This window comes from Pseudomonas sp. LB-090624, from assembly GCF_003205205.1.
Taxonomy (GTDB): domain Bacteria; phylum Pseudomonadota; class Gammaproteobacteria; order Pseudomonadales; family Pseudomonadaceae; genus Aquipseudomonas.
The window spans coordinates 12,448-37,085 of the sequence record NZ_QJRL01000036.1; the positions used below are offsets into that span (position 1 = coordinate 12,448).

The following is a 24,638-nucleotide window of genomic DNA, read 5'->3' on the forward strand; positions in this document are numbered from 1 at the left end:
GCATGGGCGCCGCTCGATTTCCCAGGCGACGTACCTGCTGCCGAGGGTATCCCCGTCAAGGAGCACGATAGACCTTGCTCATCAACTCCGCCTCGGCCTGGGTCAGGCCGCAGCTCTGGGTCAACTCATCGATACTCGCCCCCATCCCCACCAGCTTGGCCGCCTGGCTGAAGGTAACGTTGCTCGGGTCGCGCTGCTCGAGGCGCTCCAGCCGGTCTGGCAGGGTAGCCACCGCTGCGCGCAGCTCATGGATGGCCTCTCCCATGCGCACGGTGCCGTTCTGGTAGTCATCCAGGCGCTTGGCCAAATCCTTGATGCGCTGGTCACGCAGCGCATCGCCCTCGGCCTGTTGCGCGGCCAGCTCGCGCTGGCGCTTGCTGTAGTTGAGAAAAAACCACAGGCTCAGCGCCCACACCAGCGCCAGGAAGATGACAGCAACCTGTAGGATCAACTCAGATGTTCTCCAGCTCGGACCACTCTTCCTCGGTCATCATCTTGTCCAGCTCTACCAGGATCAGCAGCTCGCCATTCTTGTTGCACACGCCCTGGATGAATTTGGCCGATTCCTCGTTACCCACGTTCGGTGCGGTTTCGATTTCCGACTGGCGCAGGTAAACCACCTCGGCCACGCTGTCGACCAGGATGCCAACCACTTGCTTGTCGGCTTCGATGATGACGATTCGGGTGTTGTCGGTCACTTCGGTCGGCATCAGGCCAAAGCGTTGACGGGTGTCGATCACCGTCACCACGTTGCCACGCAGGTTGATGATGCCCAGCACGTAGCTTGGCGCACCTGGCACCGGAGCGATCTCGGTGTAGCGCAGCACTTCCTGCACCTGCATCACATTGATGCCGTAGGACTCGTTGTCCAGACGGAAGGTAACCCACTGCAGGATCGGATCTTCGGAACCTTGTGCAGACGACTTTTTCATTCCCCTAGCCCTCTAAATCCGCTGTCTGGCGGTTGTGTTCGGTGTCATTTCTGTTTGGCGTGCATCTGCTTGACTGCGCCGCTGGCGATCAGCTCGGCCAGTGCCGCGACGTCGAGCAGTGCACACATGTGTTCAATCACCGTGCCGGCCAACCACGGGCGCTGGCCACGTTGGCTGCGCCACTTGATCTCGGACGGGTCCAGGCGCAGCGAGCGGCTGACCTGATGCACCGCCAGCCCCCATTCGTAGCCCTGCACGGAAATCACGTATTGCAGGCCCTGGCGAAAATCATCACGGTAGCGGTCGGGCATCACCCAGCGCGCGGTGTCCAGCACCTTCAGGTTGCCGGCCTGGCAGGTCAGGATGCCGAGGAACCAGTCTGGCTGGCCGAACAGCGGCGTCAGCTCCTGGCCGGCCAGGTTGTAGATCGAACCCAGGCACACCAAAGGCACTGCCAGGGTCAGGCCGGCCACATCGAACAGCAGGCATTCGAACGGCTCGGCCGCCCATACCGGACGGCCGTCGACGCTGGTCGGTGGTACTGGCATGTCGGGTGCCGGCAGGTGGACATCGACCAGCGGCATCGCCGGCTCGGCTGTCGGTTCTTCGACCAACACCGGAATCGCGGCCTCGGCCACCACTTCCTGCTCGACCACCGCCACCACCGGTGCCTCCACAGGCATCACGCGGGGCAGCACTGCCAGCCTGGGCTCGGCAAATGGCCGCGGGGCGAGGCTGGCAGCCGCTTCAGCAGGCTCAGGCCGGGCCGCTGGGCGGGCATCGCGCGCCTGCTCCTCACGCACCGCCTCGGCGAACTCGTCTGCCACCGCCGACGGCTCGAACAGCTCCTCAGCCTCGGTAGCATCCTGCAGCAGGCCATCAAGGTAAGATTGCAGGGCCATCTGCGGCCGGGTGCCGGTCTGTCTAATCTGGGTCATCAGGCTACCTGCACTGCAGTCTTGTAGGTCAGCAGGTGCTTGAGCAGCGCCCGGTAAGCGATCAGCCCGCGACTCTTGCCATCGAACTGCGACGGCGTGACACCCTTGCGGCTGGCATCGCGCAGGCGTGTGTCGACCGGGATGTAGCCCTGCCACACCTGCTGCCCATAGTTATCGCGCAACTGCTTGAGGGTACCCAACGAGGCCTGGGTGCGGCGGTCGAACAGGGTCGGCACGATCTGATACGGCAACGCCTGCTTACGCGAACGGTTGACCATGGCGAGGGTGCCGACCATGCGTTCCAGGCCCTTGACCGCGAGAAATTCGGTTTGTACAGGGATCACCAACTGCTGGCTGGCGGCCAGGGCATTGACCATCAGCACGCCAAGCAAGGGCGGGCTGTCGATCAGGGCGAAGTCGAAATCCTGCCACAACTGCGCCAGACTCTTGGCGATCACCAGGCCCAGGCCATTCTGGCCAGGCGACTGGCGCTCCAGCACCGCCAGCGCGGTACTCGATGGCAGCAGCGAAATGCGCTCGTCGCTGGTGGGCAGCAACAATTGCCCGGGCAAGCCCTCGGGCACCGCGCCCTTGTGCAGGAACAGGTCGTAGCAGCTGTGCTCCAAGGCATCCGGGTTGTGCCCGAAATAGCTGGTCATCGAGCCGTGCGGGTCGAGGTCGACGACGACCACGCGCTTGCCGGCCTCGGCCAGCAGGCCGGCCAGGGCGATGGTAGTGGTGGTCTTGCCGACGCCACCTTTTTGATTGGCTACTGCCCAGACTCTCATCAAGCAAACTCTATCTATTGATTTGGCAGGGACACTGAAGATCCAACTGTCACGCGCAAAACTTCACGCATGCCCGCTCCGCGGCAGCACACTCAAAATCGTGTTCGTATCAGCGACGGGGAATTGACGTATCACGGCCTCGCCACCGTTGCTTGTACTGCCGGTGCACTTTGTGTGCCAGCCCGGCGCAACGCAGCATCCGGCGTAGCATTGGCACTGCCCGAACCGGTCAGGCTGCGACGCACTTCGAGGTTGCGGGAAATCACCAGCACAACGCGGCGGTTGCGGGCACGGCCTTCGGCGGTGTCGTTGCCGGCCACCGGCTGGTATTCGCCATAGCCAACCGCCGCCATGCGTGCCGGGTTCACCCCTTCCATGGCCAGCAGGCGCACGATGCTCGCCGCGCGCGCCGATGACAGTTCCCAGTTGGTCGGGTACTGCGCGGTACGGATCGGCAGGTTGTCAGTGAACCCCTCGACGTGCACCGGGTTGGCGAACGGTTTGAGAATGTTGGCCACCTTTTCGATGATGGCGAATGCCTTGTCACTGGGCATGGCATCACCGCTGCCGAACAGCAACGACGAATTGAGCTCGATCTCGATCCACAGCTCGTTGCCGCGCACCGTCATCTGGTCGCTGTTGATCAGGTCGCCAAAAGCATTGCGCACGTCATCACTGATGGTTTTCAGCGGGTCGACATTGGTCGCCGCCAGGCCGGCCTCGGTCTGCTCGCTGTCCTTGACCAGCGGCTCGGCCGGGCGCACGGTCAGCGGCCGCTCATCGCCGATGGGAATTGGCCTGACGGCGCGCTCAGGGTCATTGAACACCCCCAGCAAGGCCTGGGAAATGACCTTGTACTTGCCCTCGTTGATTGAGGAAATCGAGTACATCACCACGAAAAAGGCGAACAGCAAGGTGATGAAGTCGGCGTACGACACCAGCCAGCGTTCGTGGTTTTCATGTTCCTCGGTATGACGACGGCGACGCATGGGTTACTCCATGAAGCCTTGCAGCTTCAGCTCGATCGAGCGCGGGTTCTCACCCTCGGCAATCGACAGCAGGCCTTCGAGCAGCATCTCGCGGTAACGCGACTGGCGCATGACAATGGCCTTGAGCTTGTTGGCGATCGGCAGCAGTATCAGGTTTGCGCTGGCCACACCGTAGATGGTGGCAACGAAGGCCACGGCAATGCCATTGCCCAGCTGCGACGGGTCGGCCAGGTTGCCCATTACGTGGATCAGGCCCATCACCGCACCGATGATGCCAATGGTCGGCGCGTAGCCGCCCATGCTTTCGAATACTTTCGCAGCCTGGATGTCGCGGCCTTCCTGGGTCAGGAAATCGACTTCGAGGATGCTGCGGATGGCTTCCGGCTCGGCACCGTCCACCAGCAGTTGCAGGCCTTTGCGCGCATAGGGGTCAGGTTCGGCGTCAGCCACCCCTTCCAGGCCCAGCAGGCCCTCCTTGCGTGCGGTCAGGCTCCAGTTGACCACGCGATCGATGCCGCCCGCCAGGTCGACCCGCGGCGGGAACAGGATCCAGCGCAGTATCTGCAGCGCGCGCTTGAACGACGACAGCGGCGACTGCAGCAACGCCGCCGCCAGGGTGCCGCCAAGCACGATCAGCGCCGCCGGGCCATTGACCAGTGCGCCAACATGGCCACCTTCAAGGAAGTTGCCACCAACGATGGCGACAAAGGCGAGGATCAGGCCAATCAGGCTGAGGACGTCCATCAGACGCACGCCTCCACCAGGTGCTTGCCGATTTCGTCCAGGCTGTACACCGCGTCGGCCAGGTTGGCCTTGACGATGGCCATGGGCATGCCATAAATCACGCAGCTGGCTTCGTCCTGGGCCCACACCGTACTGCCGCCCTGCTTGAGCAGACGTGCCCCTTCGCGGCCATCGGCGCCCATGCCGGTGAGCACCACCGACAGCACCTTGTCACCGTACGACTTGGCCGCCGAACCGAAGGTGATGTCCACGCAGGGCTTGTAGTTCAGGCGTTCGTCACCCGGCAGGATCTTCACCGTGCCACGGCCGTCGATCATCATCTGCTTGCCACCAGGCGCCAGCAGGGCCAGGCCCGGGCGCAGCATGTCGCCGTCCTCGGCTTCCTTGACGCTGATGCGGCAGAGCTTGTCGAGGCGTTCGGCAAAGGCCTTGGTGAACGCCGCCGGCATGTGCTGGATCAGCACGATCGGCGCCGGGAAGTTGGCCGGCAACTGGGTCAATACCCGCTGCAGCGCTACCGGGCCACCCGTGGAAGTACCGATGGCCACCAGCTTGTACGGCTTGCGCCTAGGCGCTGGCGAGTGCGCAGGCGTAGCCGCCGGGGCGGGTGCCCGGGCCGGCACAGGCGCGCGCGACGCTGTCGGGCTGGCAAAGCTGCTGGCAGGCGTGTGGCTGCTGGCCGGTGCTGCGACCGGAGCCGGGCTGCTGTAGCTGCCAAACCGGCGGTTGCTGCGGGAAATGGTATGCACCTTCTCGCACAGCAGTTGCTTGACCTTGTCGGGGTTGCGCGAGATGTCCTCGAAGTTCTTCGGCAGGTAGTCCACCGCGCCGGCATCCAGCGCATCGAGGGTGACCCGGGCGCCTTCATGGGTCAGCGAGGAGAACATCAATACCGGCGTCGGGCAGCGTTGCATGATGTGCCGCACCGCGGTAATGCCATCCATCATGGGCATTTCGTAGTCCATGGTGATGACATCGGGCTTGAGCGCCAGCGCCTGGTCGATCGCTTCCTTGCCGTTGGTCGCGGTACCCACTACCTGGATCGTCGGATCCGCCGAGAGGATTTCCGAGACGCGGCGGCGGAAGAAACCGGAATCATCCACCACCAGGACCTTGACTGCCATAAACACTCCATTAGGCGGCGCAACCCGCCAGGGTGCGCCACCGAAATCAAATACGCCGTGCGGCGTAACGCTTGAGCATGCTCGGGACGTCGAGAATCAACGCAATGCGACCGTCGCCGGTAATGGTGGCCCCGGACATGCCCGGGGTGCCTTGCAGCATCTTGCCCAGCGGCTTGATTACCACTTCTTCCTGGCCCACCAGTTGATCGACGACAAAGCCGATGCGCTGGGTGCCGACCGACAGGATCACCACGTGGCCCTCGTGCTGCTCTTCATGCACCTGGCCCTGCACCAGCCAGCGCTTGAGGTAGAACAGCGGCAGCGCCTTGTCGCGCACGATCACCACCTCCTGGCCATCGACCACGTTGGTGCGCGACAGGTCCAGGTGGAAGATTTCGTTGACGTTGACCAGCGGGAAGGCGAACGCCTGGTTGCCCAGCATCACCATCAGGGTGGGCATGATCGCCAGGGTCAGCGGCACCTTGATGACGATCTTCGAGCCCTGGCCCTTGGCCGAGAAGATGTTGATCGAGCCGTTGAGCTGGGAGATCTTGGTCTTCACCACATCCATGCCCACGCCACGCCCGGACACGTCGGAAATCTCGGTCTTGGTCGAGAAGCCCGGGGCGAAGATCAGGTTGTAGCAGTCCGACTCGCTCAGGCGCTCGGCAGCGTCCTTGTCCATCAGGCCCTTTTCCACGGCCTTGGCGCGCAGGATGTTGGGGTCCATGCCCTTGCCGTCGTCCGAAATCGACAGCAGGATATGGTCGCCTTCCTGTTCCGCCGACAGCACCACGCGGCCGGTGCGGGCCTTGCCAGAGGCTTCACGCTCATCGGGCATCTCGATACCGTGGTCGACGGCGTTGCGCACCAGGTGCACCAGCGGGTCGGCCAAGGCCTCGACCAGGTTCTTGTCGAGGTCGGTCTCTTCGCCAACCAGCTCCAGGTTGATCTCTTTCTTCAGCTGGCGCGCCAGGTCGCGGACCAGGCGGGGGAAGCGGCCAAAGACTTTCTTGATCGGCTGCATGCGGGTTTTCATCACCGCAGTCTGCAAATCGGCGGTGACCACATCCAGGTTGGACACGGCCTTGGACATGGCCTCGTCGCCGCTGTTCAGGCCCAGGCGCACCAGGCGGTTACGCACCAGAACCAGCTCGCCGACCATGTTCATGATCTCGTCCAGGCGCGCGGTATCGACGCGCACCGTGGTTTCCGCTTCGCTGGCGGCATGTTTTTCGGCGGCCGGGGCCGGCGCGCGAGGCGCCGCGGCAGGCTTGCTGGCCGGCGATGGCGCTGGCGCGGCGGCTGGCTTGGCCACCGGCTGGCTTGCGGCCTTGGCGGCAGCCGGCGCGTGCGCCTGGGTAGCTACCGGGGCCTCTGCAGCGGCCACATCGCCGCCGAATTTGCCCTTGCCGTGCAATTGGTCCAGCAGGGCTTCGAACTCGTGCTCGCTGATTTCGTCGCTGGCGGCGCTGTGGTCCGGCGCGGCGGGGGCTGGTGCCTGGGCAGCAGGCAAGGCGCCGGCCTGGAAGGTGCCCTTGCCATGCAGCTGGTCGAGCAACGATTCGAATTCGGCGTCGGTGATTTCGTCGCTGACCGCTTCACTGCTGACGGCAACCGGCGGTGGCGCAACCTCGGCATTGAACTGGCCCTTGCCGTGCAACTGGTCGAGCAGCGATTCGAACTCGGCGTCGGTGATTTCATCACCAGCAGCGCTGACAGTCTCGCCCTGCATCTGCTCGTCGGCCGCCGCTTGCGCCTTCACCGCATCCAGCGAATCGAGCAACTGCTCGAACTCGCTGTCGGTGATGTCCTGGTGCTGCTCCTCGGCCTCGGCCGGCGCTGCAACCGCCACGCCGGCAACCGGTGCCGGCGCTGCAACAGCGTCGGCTCCGCCCGGTTCTGCCAGGCGCGACAACGCCGCCAGCAGTTCGGGGGTGGCCGGAGTGACTTCGGTGCGCTCGCGCACCTGGCCAAACATGCTGTTGACGGTATCCAGTGCTTCGAGCACCACGTCCATCAGTTCCGCGTCAACCCGGCGCTCACCTTTGCGCAGGACGTCGAAGACGTTCTCGGCGATGTGGCAGCACTCCACCAGCTCGTTCAGCTGAAGGAAGCCGGCGCCCCCTTTTACAGTGTGGAAACCGCGAAAGATCGCATTGAGCAGGTCGGCATCGTCGGGCCGGCTTTCCAGCTCGACCAGTTGCTCGGACAGTTGCTCAAGAATTTCGCCGGCTTCTACCAGGAAATCCTGGAGGATTTCTTCATCGGCGCCGAAGCTCATCAAACGTGCTCCTTAAAAACCCAGGCTGGACAGCAAATCGTCGACATCGTCCTGACCGGACACGACGTCTTCACGCTTATCGGCATGAATCTGCGGACCTTCACCCCGAGTCGGATGTTTTTCTCGATCTTTTTCTGCGCGCAATTGATCGTGGTCATGCTGGATGCCCGCAAAGCGGTCCACCTGGCTAGCCATCAGCACCAGTTTGAGCAGGTTGCTTTCCACGTCGGTCACCAGGCTGGTGACGCGCTTGATCACCTGGCCGGTCAGGTCCTGATAGTCCTGGGCCAGCAAGATGTCGTTGAGATGGCCGGCCACCTTGCGGTTGCCTTCAGCACTGTGCATCAGAAAACTGTCGACACGCTTGACCAGGTCACGGAACTCCGGCGCAGCCACTTCGCGGCGCATGAAGCGTTGCCAGTCGGCGCTCAAGGCCTTGGCCTCGCTGGCCAGGTCGTTGAGCACCGGGGTGCTTTCCTCGACCAGGTCCATGGTGCGGTTGGCCGCGCCCTCGGTGAGCTTGACCACGTAGGACAGACGTTCGGTGGCGTCGGTAATCTGCGACACCTCTTCGGCCTGCGGCATGGTCGGGTCGATCTGGAAACTGACAATGGCACTGTGCAGCTCGCGGGTCAGCTTGCCGACTTCCTGGTACAGGCCGCGGTCGCGGGTCTGGTTCAGCTCGTGAATCAGCTGCACTGCCTCGCCGAAACGGCCCCGCTCCAGGCTTTCTACCAATTCCTGGGCATGCTTCTTCAGGGTCGATTCGAACTCGCCCAAAGAGTTTTGTGATGAATCCATGGCGCGCCCCCTGACGTGACTCAGCCGTTGACGCGTTCGAAGATCTTCTCGATCTTTTCTTTGAGCACCTGGGCGGTGAACGGCTTGACCACATAACCGTTGACACCCGCCTGGGCCGCTTCAATGATCTGGTCGCGCTTGGCTTCAGCGGTCACCATCAGCACCGGCATGCTTTTCAGCTTGTCGCTGGCACGCACTTTACGCAGCAGGTCGATACCGGACATGCCGGGCATGTTCCAGTCGGTCACCAGGAAATCGTAATGGCCGTTTTCCAGCATCGGCAGCGCCGTGGTGCCGTCATCGGCCTCGTCGGTGTTGGTGAAGCCCAGGTCACGCAACAGGTTCTTGATGATCCGCCGCATCGTCGAGAAGTCATCAACGATGAGGATTTTCATGTCTTTGTTCAAGTAGACCTCCAAGCAGTCTCAAACGCGCTCGGCCCCCGAGCGCGCGCATTCATTCAATTCGGTACAACATGGAAAACGACTGCAACGAACCCGGGCTCAACGCGCCCGCCATTCCCCCAGGCGGCTGCGCAGGCGCGCGGCACATTGGCTGTGCAACTGGCTGACCCGCGACTCGCTGACCCCCAGCACCTCACCGATTTCCTTGAGGTTCAGCTCTTCGTCGTAGTACAGCGCCAGCACCAGGCGCTCACGCTCCGGCAGGTTGGCGATGGCCTCGGCCAGGGCAATCTGGAAGCGCTCATCCTCGAGGCCGCGCGCAGGTTCCACCTGGCCACTGGCGCCATCCTCATGCAGGCCTTCGTGCTCGCCGTCCTGCAACAGGTCGTCGAAGCTGAACAGCCGGCTGCCCAAGGTGTCGTTCAAGATCCCGTAGTAATCATCGAGACTCAATTGGAGTTCGGCAGCAACTTCATGATCTTTAGCGTCACGGCCGGTTCTGGCTTCGACCGCGCGCATCGCGTCGCTGACCATGCGGGTGTTGCGGTGCACCGAACGCGGCGCCCAGTCGCCCTTGCGCACCTCGTCGAGCATGGCCCCGCGAATGCGGATGCCGGCGTAGGTTTCAAAGCTGGCGCCCTTGCTGGCGTCGTATTTGTTGGCCACTTCCAGCAGGCCGATCATGCCGGCCTGGATCAGGTCCTCGACCTGCACGTTGGCCGGCAAGCGTGCCAGCAGGTGGTAGGCAATGCGCTTGACCAGCGGCGCATAGCGCTCGATCAGCTCGTACTGGGCATCTTTCGCTGCCCGGCTGTACATCTTGAAGCCGCTGGCGTTCATAGCACGGGTCCCGCGCTGGTGGGTTGCACCAGGCGCTCGACGAAGAACTCCAGATGCCCGCGCGGGTTGGCGGGCAGCGGCCAACTGTCGACCTTCTGGGCAATCGCCTTGAAGGCCAGCGCGCACTTGGAGCGAGGGAAGGCTTCGTAGACGGCGCGCTGCTTCTGCACCGCCTTGCGCACGCACTCGTCGTAGGGCACGGCACCCACGTACTGCAGGGCAACGTCAAGGAAACGGTCGGTGACCTTGGTCAGCTTGGCGAACAGGTTGCGCCCTTCCTGTGGGCTTTGCGCCATGTTGGCCAGCACGCGGAAACGGTTCATGCCGTAGTCGCGGTTGAGCAGCTTGATCAGCGCGTAGGCGTCGGTGATCGAAGTGGGTTCGTCGCACACCACCAGCAGCACTTCCTGGGCCGCGCGGACAAAGCTGACCACCGAATCACCGATACCCGCAGCGGTATCGATCACCAGCACGTCGAGGTTGTCGCCGATTTCGCTGAACGCCTGGATCAACCCGGCATGCTGGGCCGGGGCCAGGTGCACCATGCTCTGGGTACCCGATGCCGCCGGCACGATGCGTACACCGCCGGGCCCTTGCAGCATCACGTCACGCAGCTCGCAGCGCCCTTCTATGACATCGGCCAGGGTGCGTTTGGGGGTCAGGCCCAGCAATACGTCGACATTGGCCAGGCCCAGGTCGGCGTCCAGCAGCATGACCCTGCGGCCGAGCTCGGCCAGCGCCAGGGACAGGTTCACTGAAACGTTAGTCTTGCCGACGCCACCTTTGCCACCGGTCACGGCGATCACCTGTACGGGATGCATGCTACCCATGTCTGTTCTTTACCTTGTCTCGCTGGGACTCAGGCCACACGTAGGGCAATTCTGCGTACCCCTTGGCATAGCTACTTTGCACACACTTCATGGTCAACCCGCTCGCCGTGGGTTGTGGTAGAGATCAGCGAACATGTTGGCCATGGCCTCTTCGCTGGGCTCGTCCTGCTGCTGCACGTTCACCGCCCGGCTGACCAGCTGGTGGCCCCGCGGCAGGTGCAGGTCGTCAGGAATGCGCGGGCCGTCGGTAAGGTAAGCCACGGGCAATTCATGACTGATGGCAAGGCTCAGAACATCGCCAAGGCTTGCCGTTTCATCGAGTTTGGTCAGGATGCAGCCGGCCAGGCCACAGCGCTTGTAGCTGTGGTAGGCGGCGGTCAGCACCTGCTTCTGGCTGGTGGTGGCCAGCACCAGATAGTTCTTCGCGGCAATGCCACGCCCAGCCAGGGTGTCCAATTGCATGCGCAATGCCGGGTCGCTGGCCTGCAGGCCAGCAGTGTCGATAAGTACGACGCGCTTGCGCAGCAGCGGTTCCAGCGCGGCCGCCAGCGACTGGCCCGGGTCGACATAGGTCACCGGCACATTGAGGATGCGGCCCAGGGTCTTGAGCTGCTCCTGGGCACCGATGCGGAAACTGTCCATGCTCACCAGCGCCAGGTTGTGCGCGCCGTACTTGAGCACGTAGCGCGCAGCCAGCTTGGCCAGGGTGGTGGTCTTGCCCATGCCGGCCGGGCCGACCATGGCAATCACGCCGCCCTCTTCGATCGGCTCGATCTCCGGGATTTCGATCATCCGCGCCAGGTGGGCCAACAGCATGCGCCAGCCCTGGCGGGGCTCCTCGATCTCGGCGGTCAGGTCCAGCAGTTCACGGGCAATCGGCCCGGAAAGGCCGATACGCTGCAGACGGCGCCACAGGTTGGCCTGCTGCGGCTTGCTGCCCTGTAGCTGATTCCAGGCCAGCGAGCCCAGTTGTACTTCCAGCAGCTCGCGCAGGCCCGACAGCTCGGAACGCATGGCATCGAACAGGCGCGGGTCGACCGGCGCCGCCGCAGCTGCAGCGGGGGCCTCGGGGGCTTCGACGTGCGGTTCGATCAACGGTTCGGCGGCGGTCAGCGACTGGCCGGCGAACAATTGGCGGTTGTTGTCGCTGCTGTCCTGACGGTGGTCCAGCTCGGCCTGGACAGTGGCGATGCGCGTGTGGGTCTTGCGCAGCTCTTCTTCCAGTTCGGCGTTGGGCACACGCGGGGCCAGGGCGGACAGCTTGTAGTCCAGCGCGGCCGTCAGTTCGACACCACCGGCGATGCGGCGGTTGCCGATGATCGCGGCATCGGCGCCCAGTTCGTCACGGACCAGTTTCATGGCCTGACGCATATCGGCGGCGAAAAATCGCTTAACTTGCATTATCCACTACCTCAGCCGTTAGGGCCCACGGTGGCAACGATGGTGACTTGCTTGTTGTCCGGTATTTCCTGATACGCCAGAACATGCAAATTCGGTACAGCCAGGCGACCGAAACGCGACAACATGGCGCGGATCGGGCCGGCGACCAGGAGGATGGCCGGCTGGCCCTGCATCTCCTGGCGCTGGGCCGCTTCGATCAGCGAACGTTGCAGCTTCTCGGCCATGCTAGGCTCAAGAAGAACACCATCTTCCTGACCCTGCCCGGCCCTTTGCAGACTATTGAGCAAAATCTGTTCCAACCTTGGCTCCAGGGTAATCACTGGCAGCTCCGACTCAACGCCGACAATGCTTTGCACGATGGCGCGACACAATCCGACGCGCACCGCTGCCACAAGCGCGGCGGTATCTTGACTCTTGCCCGCGTTATTCGCGATGGCTTCGGCAATACTGCGAATATCGCGCACTGGCACCTGTTCAGACAACAGGGCTTGCAACACCTTGAGCAGGCCCGACAAGGAAATGACACCCGGCACCAGCTCTTCTGCAAGTTTAGGCGATGCCTTGGCCAGCACCTGCAGCAGTTGCTGGACTTCTTCGTGCCCGATCAGTTCGTGGCAGTGCTTCTGCAGGATCTGGTTGAGGTGGGTAGCCACCACGGTACTGGCGTCGACCACGGTATAGCCCAGCGACTGGGCTTGCGAGCGCTGACCAACGTCGATCCACACCGCCTCCAAGCCAAACGCCGGGTCGCGCGCGGCTATGCCGTTAAGGGTGCCGAACACCTGCCCCGGGTTGATCGCCAGTTCGCGGTCCGGGTAGATCTCGGCTTCGGCCAGGATCACCCCCATCAGCGTCAGGCGGTAAGCACTGGGCTGCAGGTCGAGGTTGTCGCGAATGTGCACGGTGGGCATGAGGAAGCCAAGGTCCTGTGACAGCTTCTTGCGCACGCCCTTGATCCGCGCCAGCAGTTGACCACCCTGGTTGCGGTCGACCAGCGGGATCAATCGGTAGCCGACCTCAAGGCCGATCATGTCGATCGGGGTAACGTCGTCCCAGCCCAGTTCCTTGGTTTCCAGCGCGCGCTGTGGCGAAGGCAGCAGGTCCTGCTGGCGCTGCGCCTCTTCCTGGGCTTTGACCTTGACCTGTTGCTGCTTCTTCCACACCAGGTAGGCGCCGCCCCCGGCCAACAGGCCGAGGCTGAGGAACGCCACGTGCGGCATGCCGGGCACCAGGCCCATGACGACCATCAGCGCACCCGACACCGCCAGCGCCTTGGGCGAGTCGAACATTTGCCGGTTGATCAGCTTGCCCATGTCCTCGGAGCCCGAAGCACGGGTGACCATGATCGCGGCGGCGGTGGACAGCAGCAGTGATGGCAATTGCGCCACCAAACCGTCACCGATGGTCAGCAAGGCATACACCTTGCCGGCATCGCCGAAGCTCATGCCGTGCTGCAGCATGCCGATCAGCATGCCACCGATCAGGTTGATGAACAGGATCAGCAGGCCGGCGATGGCGTCACCGCGGACGAACTTGCTGGCACCGTCCATCGACCCGTAGAACTCGGCCTCCTGGGCCACCTCGGCACGGCGGTGCTTGGCCTGCGCCTGGTCGATCAAGCCGGCATTGAGGTCGGCGTCGATGGCCATCTGCTTACCGGGCATGGCATCGAGGGTGAAGCGCGCGCTCACTTCGGAGATACGCCCGGCGCCCTTGGTCACTACCACGAAGTTGATGATCATGAGGATGGCGAACACCACCGCACCGACCACGTAGTTGCCGCCGATCACCACCTCGCCAAAGGCCTGGATCACCTTACCGGCAGCGCCATGGCCCTCCTGGCCATGCAGCATGACCACCCGAGTGGACGCCACGTTCAGGGCCAGGCGCAGCAGCGTGGCCACCAACAGGATGGTGGGGAACGCGGCAAAGTCCAGCGGGCGCAGGGCGTACACGCAGACCAGCAGCACCACGATCGACAGGGCGATGTTGAAGGTGAAGAACACGTCGAGCAGGAACGGCGGTATCGGCAACATCATCATCGCCAACATCACCAGCAGCAACAGCGGCACGCCCAGGTTGCCCCGGCCGAGCCCGGCCAGGTTGTGACGGGCGTTGCTGATTAACTGAGTGCGATCCACCGCGAGTCCTCTTGATGCAAAACTTTGACGCCCAGGGGGGTGCCTGAGCGTGGCTCTGCAAGAAGCCTTCCAACTTTTTGGTTTGGGCGTTCGCCGTTGGTTTTCTGGTGCCTGTCAGCGGCCAAATCAACTATCGCGACGCAGGTCCGGCGGGATCGGCAGGTCGTCTTTCAGCGGCTCTGGGCGCTTGCCCTTGCCGGATCGGTATTGGCGAATCTGGAACACGTACGCCAACACCTGGGCCACCGCCAGGTACAAGCCAGCAGGGATTTCCTGCTCAATTTCGGTGGAGTAATAGATCGCCCGCGCCAGCGCTGGCGACTCGAGAATCTGGACCTTGTGCTCCACGCCAATCTCGCGGATCTTCAAGGCAATGAAGTCGGTCCCCTTGGCCAGCAGCAGTGGCGCCACCCCGCCCTTCTCCGGGTCATACTGCAAGGCCACCGCATAGTGGGTCGGGTTGGTGATGATCACGTCTGCATCAGGTACCGCCGCCATCATGCGCCGCTGTGACGCCTCGCGCTGCAGCTGGCGAATACGCTGTTTGACCTCGGGTTTGCCTTCGGTGTCCTTGTATTCGTCACGCACCTCCTGCTTCGTCATCTTGAGCTTGTTGTGCGCTTGCCAAAGCTGGAATGGCACATCCGCCGCAGCAATCAGCAATAACCCTGCCGCCATCCATAGCGCACTCCAGCCAACCACCTGAACACTGTGAATGATCGCTTGGTCCAGAGGCTCGTTGGCAATGGAGAGCAACGCTTGGCGGTCGTTGACCAGCACCACTACCGCCACTACCAGAATCACGAAAAACTTGGCGAGCGCCTTCAACAACTCGGTCAAGGCGCTCATCGAGAACATGCGCTTGATCCCCGACAGCGGGTTCATACGGCTGAATTTCGGCTGCAGCAGGCTGCCGGAAAACAGGAAGCCGCCCAGAGCGATGGGGGCGACAAAGGCGATCACGAACAACAGGATCAGGATCGGCTGTACCGCCCAGATGGCCATCTTGCCCGACGCCAGAAGAAAGGCCGCCATCGCGCGCTCATCGACGATGATGTCGCGCGTCAGGCTGAAATTCATGTGCATCATGGCCAGCAGGGTCTCAGCCAGATGCCCGCCGAAGGCCAGCAAGCCACCCGCGCCAGCCAGCGTCACCGCCACGGTATTCAACTCTTTGGAGCGCGCGATCTCGCCCTTCTCGCGGGCAGTGCGCTTACGCTTTTCGGTGGGTTCTTCTGTCTTGTCCTGACCGCTCTCGCTTTCCGCCATGCTCAGCGCGCCCTTGCCAATTCACGCAACCATTGCAGCGCTTCACTGGCCAATGCCTGGTAGTGGGAAAGGATATCGGCCAGGCCGACCCAGAAAATGGCCATGCCCATGACCAGAGTCAGCGGAAAACCGATCGAGAAGATATTCAACTGCGGCGCCGCGCGGGTCATCACGCCAAAGGCGATGTTTACCACCAGCAGCGCAGCGATCACCGGCAAGATCAGCAAAAGCCCGGCGCCGAACACCCAGCCCATGCGCCCGGCCAACTCCCAGAAATGGTTGACCACCAGCGCACTCCCCACCGGCAGGGTGGTAAAGCTCTCGGTCAGTACCTCGAACACCACCAGGTGGCCGTTCATCAACAGGAACAGCACGCTCACCAACATGGTCATGAACTGACTGATCACCGTGACGTTGACCCCGTTGGCGGGATCGACCATCGAGGCGAACGCCATCCCCATCTGCACAGCGACGATCTGGCCAGCAACCACGAAGGCCTGAAACAGCAGCTGCAGCGACAGGCCGAACAGCGCACCCACGATGATCTGCTCGGCGCACAGCAGCAGGCCACGCACACTCAGCGGGTCGAATTCAGGGAGTGGCGGCAGTGCCGGCACGATCACCACGGTAATCGCCAACGCGAGGTACAGGCGCACCCGCGCCGGCAACATGCGGGTACCGAAGATCGGCATGGTCATCAGCACCGCCGTCACCCTGAACAACGGCAGGATGAACGTGGCGACCCAAGTGCCGATCTGCGTGTCGGTCAGCTCCAGCATCGCCGCATCAACCTATGAGCTGCGGGATGTTGGTGTAGAGGGTGGTGATGTACTCCATGAACTTTTGCACCAGCCACGGCCCGGCAATGATCAGCGTGATCAGCATCACCAGCAGGCGCGGCAGAAAGCTCAGGGTCTGTTCGTTGATCTGCGTGGCCGCCTGGAACATTGCCACCATTAAACCCACCAACAGGCTTGGCACCACCAGCACGGCCACCAGCAGGGTGGTCAGCCACAGGGCGTCGCGGAACAGGTCTACAGCTACTTCAGGTGTCATCGGCGGCTCTCCTTGACGGCGTCAGACGCCGCCGAAACTGCTGGCCAGTGTACCCATGATCAGCGCCCAGCCATCGACCAGCACGAACAGCATGATCTTGAACGGCAGCGAGATGATCAGCGGCGACAGCATCATCATACCCATGGCCATCAGCACACTGGCCACCACCATGTCGATGATCAGGAACGGGATGAAGATCATGAACCCGATCTGGAACGCGGTCTTGAGCTCCGAAGTGACGAACGCCGGCACCAGGATCGTCAGCGGCACCTGATCGGGCCCGGCGATGTCGGTGCGCTTGGACAGGCGCATGAACAAGTCGAGGTCGCTCTGCCGGGTTTGCGCCAACATGAAGTCCTTGAGCGGACCCTGGGCTTTGTCGATGGCCTGCTGGGCGGTCATCTGCTCTTTCAGGTAGGGTTGCAGCGCGTCCTGGTTCACCCGGTCGAACACCGGGGCCATGATGAACATGGTAAGGAACAGCGCCATGCCGGTCAGCAGCTGGTTTGACGGCGTCTGCTGCAACCCCAGGGCCTGACGCAGGATGGAGAAGACGATGATGATTCGGGTGAAGCTGGTCATCAGGATGACGAACGCCGGAATGAAGCTCAGCGCCGTCATGATCAGCAGTATTTGCAGGCTGACCGAATATTCCTGCTGCCCGTCCGCCGTGTTGGACAGGGTAATGGCCGGGATCGACAGCGGGTCGGCGGCCAGGGCCAATGGCGCCGCCAGCAGCAACGCCAGAGTCAACAACGTACGCAGCGCGCCACTCATCGCTTGTGGTCCTTAGGGGTCTGGCCCATCAGTTCCAGCAGCCGCTGGGCGAACTCCGGCGTCGCCTGACGGGCGCTTTCCGTCACCTGCACCGGCTCGGCCAGCACATGCAACGCCTCGATGCTGCCAGGGGTATGGCCGATCAGGATCTGCTCCTTGCCCACCTGCACCAGCAGCAGGCGGTCACGCGGGCCGATGGCGCGACTGCCGACGATCTCGATCACCTGCCCGCCTTTCACCGCCGTGCTCTGCAGGCGCCGCAACAACCAGGCCAGGAAGAAGATCAGGCCGACCACCAGCAGCAGGCCGAAAACCATCTGTGCCAGTTGCCCACCCAGACTGCCAGGCGTAGCCGCCGGGCTAACTGCCGGCGTGGCAGCGGCCAGACAGGCGTGGCTGGCGAACAGCGCCGCGAGTGCCGCAATGGCGCGCATCGTGCCCTTCACTCAGCGCAGCTTCTTGATACGTTCGCTGGGGCTGATCACGTCGGTCAGGCGGATGCCGAACTTCTCGTTGACCACGACCACTTCGCCATGAGCGATCAGCGTGCCGTTTACCAGCACGTCGAGCGGCTCGCCGGCCAGGCGGTCGAGCTCGATCACCGAGCCCTGGTTGAGCTGCAACAGGTTGCGGATGTTGATCTCGGTGCTGCCCACTTCCATGGAAATGTTCACCGGGATATCCAGAATCACATCCAGGTTCGGGCCTTCGAGGCTGACGTTTTCGTTCGGCTTCGGCGAACTGGCGAACTCTTCCATCGGCAGGCGGCCGGGGCCGCTGTTGCTGCCGGCGTCACCACCCAGCAGTGCATCGATGTCGGCCTGGCCGGCGGCACCGGTTTCCTCCAGCGCTGCAGCCCACTCGTCGGCCAGCGCCTGGTCTTCTGGGGAGGTGATCTCGTTTTCGTTAGCCATGGTTTCCTCGACAGGCATTCAATTCGTTATGAGCGACCGGCACGCCGTCAGCGGCGTTCGATCGGGTCGATGATCTGCAGGGCCAGGTTGCCCTTGTGCGAACCCAGCCGCGCCTTGAACGCCGGCACCCCGTTGGCACGCAGCACCAGGTGCTCGGGCAGCTCTACCGGGATCACATCGCCGGGCTGCATGTGCAGGATGTCACGCAGCTTCAGCTGACGCCGGGCGACGGTGGCAGTCATTGGCACGGCCACGTCCAGCACGTCCTCGCGCAGTGCCTTGACCCAGCGCTCGTCCTGGTCGTCCAGGTCGGACTGGAAACCGGCATCGAGCATTTCCCGCACCGGCTCGATCATCGAGTACGGCATGGTCACGTGCAGGTCACCGCCGCCGCCGTCCAGTTCGATGTGGAAGGTGGACACCACAACGGCTTCGCTGGGGCCAACGATGTTGGCCATGGCCGGGTTGACCTCCGAGTTCATGTACTCGAAGGTGACCGGCATGATCGCCTGCCAGGCTTCCTTGAGGTCGACGAAACACTGGTCCAGCACCATGCGCACCACGCGCAGTTCGGTCGGGGTGAACTCGCGGCCTTCAATCTTGGCGTGGCGGCCATCGCCGCCAAAGAAGTTGTCCACCAGTTTGAACACCAGCTTGGCGTCGAGGATGAACAGCGATGTGCCGCGCAGCGGCTTGATCTTGACCAGGTTGAGACTGGTGGGCACGTACAGCGAATGCACGTATTCGCCGAATTTCATTACCTGCACGCCACCCACAGCGACGTCGGCCGAGCGGCGCAGCAGGTTGAACATGCTGATGCGGGTATAACGGGCGAAGCGCTCGTTGATCATTTCCAGGGTCGGCATGCGACCCCGCACGATACGGTCCTGGCTGGTCAGGTCGTAGCTTTTGATACTGCCAGGCTCGGATGCACTCTCGGTCTGCACCAGCCCGTCGTCGACGCCGTGCAACAGGGCATCGATTTCATCCTGGGACAGCAGGTCCTGTACGGCCATTGCGGACTCCTACTGCAATACGAAATTGGTGAACAGCAACTGGTCGATGACCGGCTTGCCGACTTCCTTCTGCGCCACTTCCTGGACCACTGCGGTAGCCTTCTGACGCAGCATCTCCTGCCCGACCGGGCTGCTGGCGAGGGTGTCGAAGCCTTGCCCGGAAAACATCATCACCAAGTTGTTGCGGATGACCGGCATGTGCACCTTCAGTGCATCCAGATCAGCCTGGTTACGCGCCTGCATGGTGATGCTCAGCTGCATGTAGCGCTGGCGGCCGTTCTGGTTGAAGTTGACCACGAAGGCCGGGGTGAGGGCCTCGTAGATCGCCGCAGGCTTGACGTTGCTGGCCGCGGCTTCAGCGGCCGGTGCCGGCTCGCTCTTGTGCATGATGAACCAGGTAGCGCCCACCGAAAGGCCGATCGCCAGCAGCAGGCCCACTACGGCCAGGATGATCAGCTTGAGTTTGCCTTTAGTGGCGGGGTCTTTGACTGCTTCGCTCTTCGCCATGCCAATAATCCGTCGTCCATCGGGAGTTCAAGGGAGAATGGCTTGGCTTGAGCAAGTGTTATGCCAGAATTCGGCTTGAGGGATTTTTACGGCGGTGAGATCGAGCGCCGCCCGCGCGGCGCATCGCGAGCTGCGCTCGCTCCTACATTTGTTTCGGGCCAGTATCCCTGTGGCAGACGCGCGCGACCGCCTTGTTTGTACGACGCGATATCGCGCCATGCGCCAAGGCGTACGCGCGCAAATCCCACAGAAAACATTGGCCCGAAACAAACGTAGGAGCGAGCGCAGCTCGCGATGCGCCGCGCGGGCGGCGCTCGATCTCACTGCCCCCACAAAAACCAAGCCAAGCACCAGACATCAGGCGTAATAATCGACCGCACTGTCGCCGACAACCACCTGCTGCTCCAAAGGCCGGCCGCTATCAACCACCTCGACCCCACCCTGTTCCGCCTGTCGCGCCGCGACCCCGGACAAGTTGCTGCCCTGCGCCTGCCCCTGCTGCTGTTGCTGCCCACGCGACTGGTCAGCCACGTTGACATCTGGCTGCGCCAGCCCCTGTTGGACGAACAGCTCGCGCAGACGGTGCACCTGGCTGTCGAGGGCATCACGCACACCGGCGTGACCACTGATGAAGGTGACCTGAGTGGCCTGGTCCGCCGCGACATTGACGCGAATGTCCAGGCGGCCAAGCTCGGCCGGCTCCAGTTGAATATCCGCAGACTTGAGGTTCTGGCTGGAGAGGTACATGACCCGGTTGACCAGTCCCTCGGCCCAAGCGTTCTGGTTCATCGGCAACGGCTGGTGCAGCGGGCTGGCGTTGGCCGGCACAGCGTTGGCGGTCTTGGCCGTGACCGCCTGGGTCAGGCTGGCCAGGCGGTTGGCGAAATCGTCGACGCGGGTGTCACTGCTGGCGCTCTTGGTGTCCTTCAAGCCATCTTCGAGCAAGGCGCCAAAGGCCTTGCCACCCGGTTCACCGCTTTCGCCCTCGGCATTCTCGACCAGATTCGCCAAGGTATTGACGGCCACCTGCCCATCCTTACCCTGGGCCTGCGAGGGATCAAGGGCATGTGCAGAGGTGTTACCTTTGGCCTGAGCGGTATGCTCCAGCGCCAGGCGCAAGGTCGGCAAATTGGCCAAGGGATCGGCATCTGGGTCGAAAGCCTCTTCGGCAGGCGGCTCCTCCTGGATTTGCGCGGTGGCGGCCTGCAGCACCGGCGCCACCGCCTCGGCCTGAGCCTGGATCAGCTGCGCACCCGGCTGGGCATCGGTGACCTGGCCGGCCACCAGGCTGGCATCCCGCAAGCCAGTATCAGCCTGGGCCGCCTCTTGGGCTGGCAATTTGTTGCCGTCATCGGCAACGGCGGGTTTGTCGGCGGGGTCTTTCTTGCCGCCCGCCGCCGCATCAGGCTTGTCCTTTGGCTTGGCCTGGGCGACCTTGTCCTCCTGACTTACCGGCTTGTCGCGGCCCTGCCGGGCCATCACCTGACCAAAGCCGTCGCCCTTTTCGCCCACTGCCTGCAGCGGTTTGTCCGCCTGTACGGCGGCCGAACGCGATGTGCTGGCGGCGGCGCTGGCTTGCAATAAAGGGTTGGGTGCGACAGGCATCGAGCGGTCTCCGCGCCAGAAACAATAAAATTATCCGGGCAAAGACACGCAAGACTCGCGCCAACTCAGCCTGCAGAAATACGCAGTTGCTCATCGCGGTAGAAGCGCTGTACTTCGGCGAACTCTTCATCAATGCGGGTGATGAGGTCTTCGATGCCATACAACGGGGGCCGCCGGGCAGTTTCTTCCAACTGCTGGCAGAGCGCAGCGAGGGCAACCGCCCCCATGTTACTGCTGCTGCCCTTGAAACTGTGAGCAGCCGCGCCCAGTTCTTCGGCGCTTTTCGCCGCATGCAACTGCCCTAGGCGCCGTTCGGAGTCGTCCAGAAAAGTCTGCACCAACTGCAGGTAGCCATCTTCCATGACCTCACGCAGGTCACGAAGTACCTTGTGGTCAATATGCATGTCAGTCACTTGCTCACTCCTTGATCAAGCCAGATTATGCCCGACCCGGCCGCTGGCTCACCAGACGAACTCCACATGTGCGCAGCGCCCGCCTTCACTCCAGCGCGCATCGCTGGCCAGCCGCTGCACCAGGTTCAGACCACGACCGCTCAACCCCTGATCTCGCGCAGGCCGCGCCATTACCTGCTGCACATCGAAGCCGGCACCACTGTCGCGAACCTCGATTTTCAGACGCCCGCCGTCGCCATGGGGTTCAACCTTGAAACTGATGCTTACAAAACCATCGGTCAGCGCGCCCAGGCGCCGGGCGCGCTCCTGATAATAGTTGGCAAAGCCCTGCACATCGCTTTTCAGCTGCGAATCCAGGCCGAGCACGCCATGCTCCAGCGCGTTGGAATACAACTCGCTGAGCACGCTGTGCAGGTTGCCTGTACGCGCGCGCAGGCCGTGAATTTCCTGCAACAACTGCACCAGGTACGGCACCGGATTGAAGCGTTTCAGGCTCTCGCCCCGGACCTCGAAACCCAACGACCAATCCAATGGACTGGAGCGGCCGCTATCAGCGTAGATCATCGGCACCGGGACCCGTTCTTCGGCGCTGAACATGCGGATGTCACACAAGCTGATATCGTCGCGAGGGCGCCCGCCAAAACGCTCCAGGGCCTGCATCAGCTCATCGAACAACCGCGCCGGCTCACGGTTATCGGCCAACACGGTACGCAGGCGCTGCACGCCGAACAGGCGATCCTCGTCGTCGGCGGTATCGAGTACCCCATCCGACAACAGCAACAGGCGCTCACCTGCCGCCAGCGGCAACACCTCGGTACTGTCATCAAAGCGCTCGGCGGCAAGAATGCCCAGCGGCAAGTGCCGCGACTCCAGCACCGACAGTACCTGGCCCTCTACTGACAGGCGGTAGCCATCGGGCATGCCGCCGTTCCACACCTCCACCGACCCACGCTGCATGCTGAGGTTGAGCAGCAGCGCACAGCAGAACATGTCCACCGGCAGGATGCGCTTGAGCTTGGCGTTCATCTCGCGCAGGATCTGCGCCATGCCGTAGCCCTTGGCGGTCATGCCGTAGAACACCTCGGCCAGTGGCATGGCACCGACCGCCGCCGGCAAGCCATGGCCGGTAAAATCGCCGAGCAGCACGCGCATGTCGCCGGCCGGAGTAAACGCCGCCAGCATCAGGTCGCCATTGAACAGCGCGTAGGGCGATTGCAGGTAGCGGATATTCGGCGCCGACAGGCAACCGGAGTGGGCGACCTTGTCGAAAACCGCCTTGGCCACCCGCTGCTCGTTCAGCAGATGGTGATGGTGCCGGGTGATCTGGTCGCGCTGCTCCAGCACGGTGGCCTGCAACCGGCGCAGGCGGTCCATGGCGCGGATCTTGGCGGCGAGAATCACCGCGCTGTAGGGCTTGGCCATGAAATCATCACCGCCGGCCTCCAGGCAGCGTACCAGGCCCTGCTCCTCGTTGAGCGAGGTGAGGAAAATGATCGGCACCAGCGCCTCGCCGGCCAGGGCCTTGATCTGCCGCGCCGCCTCGAAACCGTCCATCACTGGCATCAGCGCGTCAAGCAGCACCAGCTGCGGGCGCCGCTCAACGAACAGCGCCACCGCCTGTTCACCGTTTTCAGCGGTGAATACCTCGTGCCCCTGGCGGCGCACGATCTGCGCCAGCAGCAGGCGGTCGGCGGCACCGTCTTCGGCGACTAGCACGGTCAAAGCCTGTTCGGCCGGCATGTCGGCGCTCAACTGCTGATATCGAAGAGTTTTTCGAAATTGGAGATGGCGAGGATCTTGCGCACGTCGGAGCTGGCATGCACCACCCGCACATCCGACTCGTCGCCGCCCGCGTGGTCGCGCAGCAGCAGCAACATGCCGAGCGCAGAACTGTCCAGGTAAGTAGTGTCCCTCAGGTCGACAACAACCGAATCTGGCCGGCTGGTCTGGCGTTCGTAAGCGTCGCGAAACTCCTGATGCTTGCCGAAATCGAAGCGCCCCTTGATCTTGATTGTCAGCTTTTTCCCGTCCTGCGAAAAATCAGTCTCGACTGCCATGCTAGCGATTCCTTCGATGATGGCGGATGCAACTCCTTTAAGGTTTAGCAGGCGATGGTGGGGGTGGCAAGTGTTCGCCGTGCGGCCTGCGGTGTCCGTGGGATCGAGCGCCGCCCGCGCGGCGCATCGCGAGCTGCGCTCGCTCCTACCTTTGTTTCGGGCCAATTATTCCTGGGGGAATTGCGCGCGAACCCCTTGGCGCATGGCGCGATACCGCGTGGTACAAACAAAGCGGTCGCGCGCATCTGCCACAGGGATACTGGCCCGAAAAAAACGTAGGAGCGAGCGCAGCTCGCGATGCGCCGCGCGGGCGGCGCTCGATCTCACAAGCGCTGCAAGACCAGCGACGAACCGCTACAAATGGCTCTGCCGCGGCAACCGCTGGGAAAGCTCATCCAGCAACCGCTGCTCACGCTTGTCTTCGGCCCGTCGGGCTTCATCCAGATAGCGCTGCACCAGCTTGCGCAAACCCTCCACCCTGGCATAGGCCTGCTGCCAGGTGCCGCGGGCATTGTTGAGGTTGTTCTGGTGCCAGACCAGGCTTTGCCGTTGCTGGGTCATGGCCGTTTCCAGCTGCCCCAGAAAACGCTGGTAATTGACCAGCCAGCTGCCATTGACCCCCTGCCCGCCACGGTTGATCCACTGCAACTGGTAATCCTCGCGGAAGCGCTCCAGCTCGGCCAGCTTGGCCTGAGCTGTGGCCACCTGCTGCTGGAAATGGCCAAGGCGCTGGGCCGCCTTGCGCTCGGCCTCCTCGGCCATATCCACCACCGGCGCCAGGCGCGCGGCGCGTCCGGGCAGCGCCATG

At 63.0% G+C, this 24,638-nt stretch carries 27 protein-coding genes; all 27 read right to left on the minus strand.

Annotated features, from left to right (window positions below; all coding sequences use genetic code 11):
• Positions 1-55: 55 nt before the first annotated feature.
• Entirely contained in the window at positions 56-451 is a 396-nt protein-coding gene (locus DMX11_RS22930; protein ID WP_110747187.1) for a DUF2802 domain-containing protein, read from the minus strand.
• Position 452: 1 nt separating this feature from the next.
• Entirely contained in the window at positions 453-932 is a 480-nt protein-coding gene (locus tag DMX11_RS22935; RefSeq protein ID WP_003254393.1) for a chemotaxis protein CheW, read from the minus strand.
• Positions 933-976: 44 nt separating this feature from the next.
• Complete coding sequence (locus DMX11_RS22940; protein ID WP_110747189.1) at positions 977-1,870, minus strand: CheW domain-containing protein; 894 nt, start codon at positions 1,868-1,870, stop codon at positions 977-979.
• Entirely contained in the window at positions 1,870-2,658 is a 789-nt protein-coding gene (locus DMX11_RS22945) for a ParA family protein (RefSeq protein WP_110747191.1), read from the minus strand. Before DMX11_RS22945 ends, DMX11_RS22940 begins: the two co-directional genes overlap by 1 nt.
• A gap of 131 nt (positions 2,659-2,789) precedes the next feature.
• Entirely contained in the window at positions 2,790-3,647 is an 858-nt protein-coding gene (gene motD / locus DMX11_RS22950; RefSeq protein ID WP_110747193.1) for a flagellar motor protein MotD, read from the minus strand.
• Positions 3,648-3,650: 3 nt separating this feature from the next.
• A complete protein-coding gene (locus DMX11_RS22955) occupies positions 3,651-4,391 on the minus strand; it encodes a flagellar motor protein (RefSeq protein ID WP_110747195.1) in 741 nt (246 codons plus the stop codon).
• On the minus strand, positions 4,391-5,515 hold the full coding sequence (locus DMX11_RS22960; RefSeq protein WP_110747198.1) for a chemotaxis response regulator protein-glutamate methylesterase: 1,125 nt from the start codon (positions 5,513-5,515) through the stop codon (positions 4,391-4,393). Before DMX11_RS22960 ends, DMX11_RS22955 begins: the two co-directional genes overlap by 1 nt.
• Positions 5,516-5,561: 46 nt before the next feature.
• Entirely contained in the window at positions 5,562-7,799 is a 2,238-nt protein-coding gene (locus DMX11_RS22965) for a chemotaxis protein CheA (protein WP_110747200.1), read from the minus strand.
• A 12-nt stretch (positions 7,800-7,811) separates the two neighbouring features.
• Positions 7,812-8,600: a protein phosphatase CheZ gene (locus DMX11_RS22970; protein WP_110747202.1), complete on the minus strand. Its 789-nt coding sequence runs from the start codon at positions 8,598-8,600 to the stop codon at positions 7,812-7,814.
• 20 nt (positions 8,601-8,620) lie between these two features.
• Positions 8,621-8,995: a chemotaxis response regulator CheY gene (locus DMX11_RS22975; protein ID WP_010955070.1), complete on the minus strand. Its 375-nt coding sequence runs from the start codon at positions 8,993-8,995 to the stop codon at positions 8,621-8,623.
• A gap of 108 nt (positions 8,996-9,103) precedes the next feature.
• Entirely contained in the window at positions 9,104-9,844 is a 741-nt protein-coding gene (gene fliA, locus DMX11_RS22980) for an RNA polymerase sigma factor FliA (RefSeq protein ID WP_110747204.1), read from the minus strand.
• On the minus strand, positions 9,841-10,674 hold the full coding sequence (gene fleN, locus DMX11_RS22985) for a flagellar synthesis regulator FleN (protein ID WP_003254408.1): 834 nt from the start codon (positions 10,672-10,674) through the stop codon (positions 9,841-9,843). The genes fliA and fleN overlap by 4 nt, the downstream gene beginning before the upstream one ends.
• 93 nt (positions 10,675-10,767) lie before the next feature.
• Complete coding sequence (gene flhF, locus DMX11_RS22990; protein ID WP_110747206.1) at positions 10,768-12,075, minus strand: flagellar biosynthesis protein FlhF; 1,308 nt, start codon at positions 12,073-12,075, stop codon at positions 10,768-10,770.
• A gap of 11 nt (positions 12,076-12,086) precedes the next feature.
• Entirely contained in the window at positions 12,087-14,216 is a 2,130-nt protein-coding gene (gene flhA / locus DMX11_RS22995) for a flagellar biosynthesis protein FlhA (RefSeq protein WP_110747208.1), read from the minus strand.
• A gap of 126 nt (positions 14,217-14,342) precedes the next feature.
• The gene (flhB, locus tag DMX11_RS23000; RefSeq protein ID WP_110747210.1) at positions 14,343-15,485 is read right to left on the minus strand and encodes a flagellar biosynthesis protein FlhB; all 1,143 of its coding nucleotides are present in this window, start codon (positions 15,483-15,485) and stop codon (positions 14,343-14,345) included.
• Positions 15,486-15,487: 2 nt separating this feature from the next.
• Entirely contained in the window at positions 15,488-16,264 is a 777-nt protein-coding gene (gene fliR / locus DMX11_RS23005; RefSeq protein WP_110747212.1) for a flagellar biosynthetic protein FliR, read from the minus strand.
• A 7-nt stretch (positions 16,265-16,271) separates the two neighbouring features.
• Positions 16,272-16,541, minus strand: coding sequence for a flagellar biosynthesis protein FliQ (gene fliQ, locus DMX11_RS23010; RefSeq protein WP_110747214.1), 270 nt, complete (start codon positions 16,539-16,541; stop codon positions 16,272-16,274).
• Between the two features lie 21 nt (positions 16,542-16,562).
• A complete protein-coding gene (gene fliP, locus DMX11_RS23015) occupies positions 16,563-17,318 on the minus strand; it encodes a flagellar type III secretion system pore protein FliP (RefSeq protein ID WP_060514507.1) in 756 nt (251 codons plus the stop codon).
• Complete coding sequence (gene fliO / locus DMX11_RS23020; RefSeq protein WP_177410783.1) at positions 17,315-17,752, minus strand: flagellar biosynthetic protein FliO; 438 nt, start codon at positions 17,750-17,752, stop codon at positions 17,315-17,317. The genes fliP and fliO overlap by 4 nt, the downstream gene beginning before the upstream one ends.
• A gap of 12 nt (positions 17,753-17,764) precedes the next feature.
• Positions 17,765-18,232, minus strand: coding sequence for a flagellar motor switch protein FliN (gene fliN, locus DMX11_RS23025; RefSeq protein WP_110747242.1), 468 nt, complete (start codon positions 18,230-18,232; stop codon positions 17,765-17,767).
• 47 nt (positions 18,233-18,279) lie between these two features.
• Positions 18,280-19,248 carry a flagellar motor switch protein FliM gene (gene fliM, locus DMX11_RS23030; protein WP_012273501.1) on the minus strand — a complete coding sequence of 323 codons (969 nt, stop codon included), beginning with the start codon at positions 19,246-19,248 and terminating at the stop codon, positions 18,280-18,282.
• Positions 19,249-19,257: 9 nt separating this feature from the next.
• Positions 19,258-19,755, minus strand: a complete 498-nt coding sequence (gene fliL / locus DMX11_RS23035; protein WP_110747218.1) for a flagellar basal body-associated protein FliL — start codon at positions 19,753-19,755, stop codon at positions 19,258-19,260.
• Positions 19,756-20,112: 357 nt separating this feature from the next.
• A complete protein-coding gene (locus DMX11_RS23040; protein WP_110747220.1) occupies positions 20,113-21,360 on the minus strand; it encodes a flagellar hook-length control protein FliK in 1,248 nt (415 codons plus the stop codon).
• 65 nt (positions 21,361-21,425) lie between these two features.
• Positions 21,426-21,773, minus strand: coding sequence for an Hpt domain-containing protein (locus tag DMX11_RS23045; RefSeq protein WP_110747222.1), 348 nt, complete (start codon positions 21,771-21,773; stop codon positions 21,426-21,428).
• 48 nt (positions 21,774-21,821) lie between these two features.
• Positions 21,822-23,513, minus strand: coding sequence for a fused response regulator/phosphatase (locus tag DMX11_RS23050; RefSeq protein ID WP_110747224.1), 1,692 nt, complete (start codon positions 23,511-23,513; stop codon positions 21,822-21,824).
• Between the two features lie 8 nt (positions 23,514-23,521).
• On the minus strand, positions 23,522-23,830 hold the full coding sequence (locus DMX11_RS23055; RefSeq protein ID WP_110747226.1) for an STAS domain-containing protein: 309 nt from the start codon (positions 23,828-23,830) through the stop codon (positions 23,522-23,524).
• A gap of 354 nt (positions 23,831-24,184) precedes the next feature.
• Positions 24,185-24,637 (minus strand): flagellar export protein FliJ, encoded by a 453-nt coding sequence (fliJ, locus tag DMX11_RS23060; protein WP_110747228.1) that lies wholly within the window; start codon positions 24,635-24,637, stop codon positions 24,185-24,187.
• Position 24,638 lies beyond the last annotated feature (1 nt).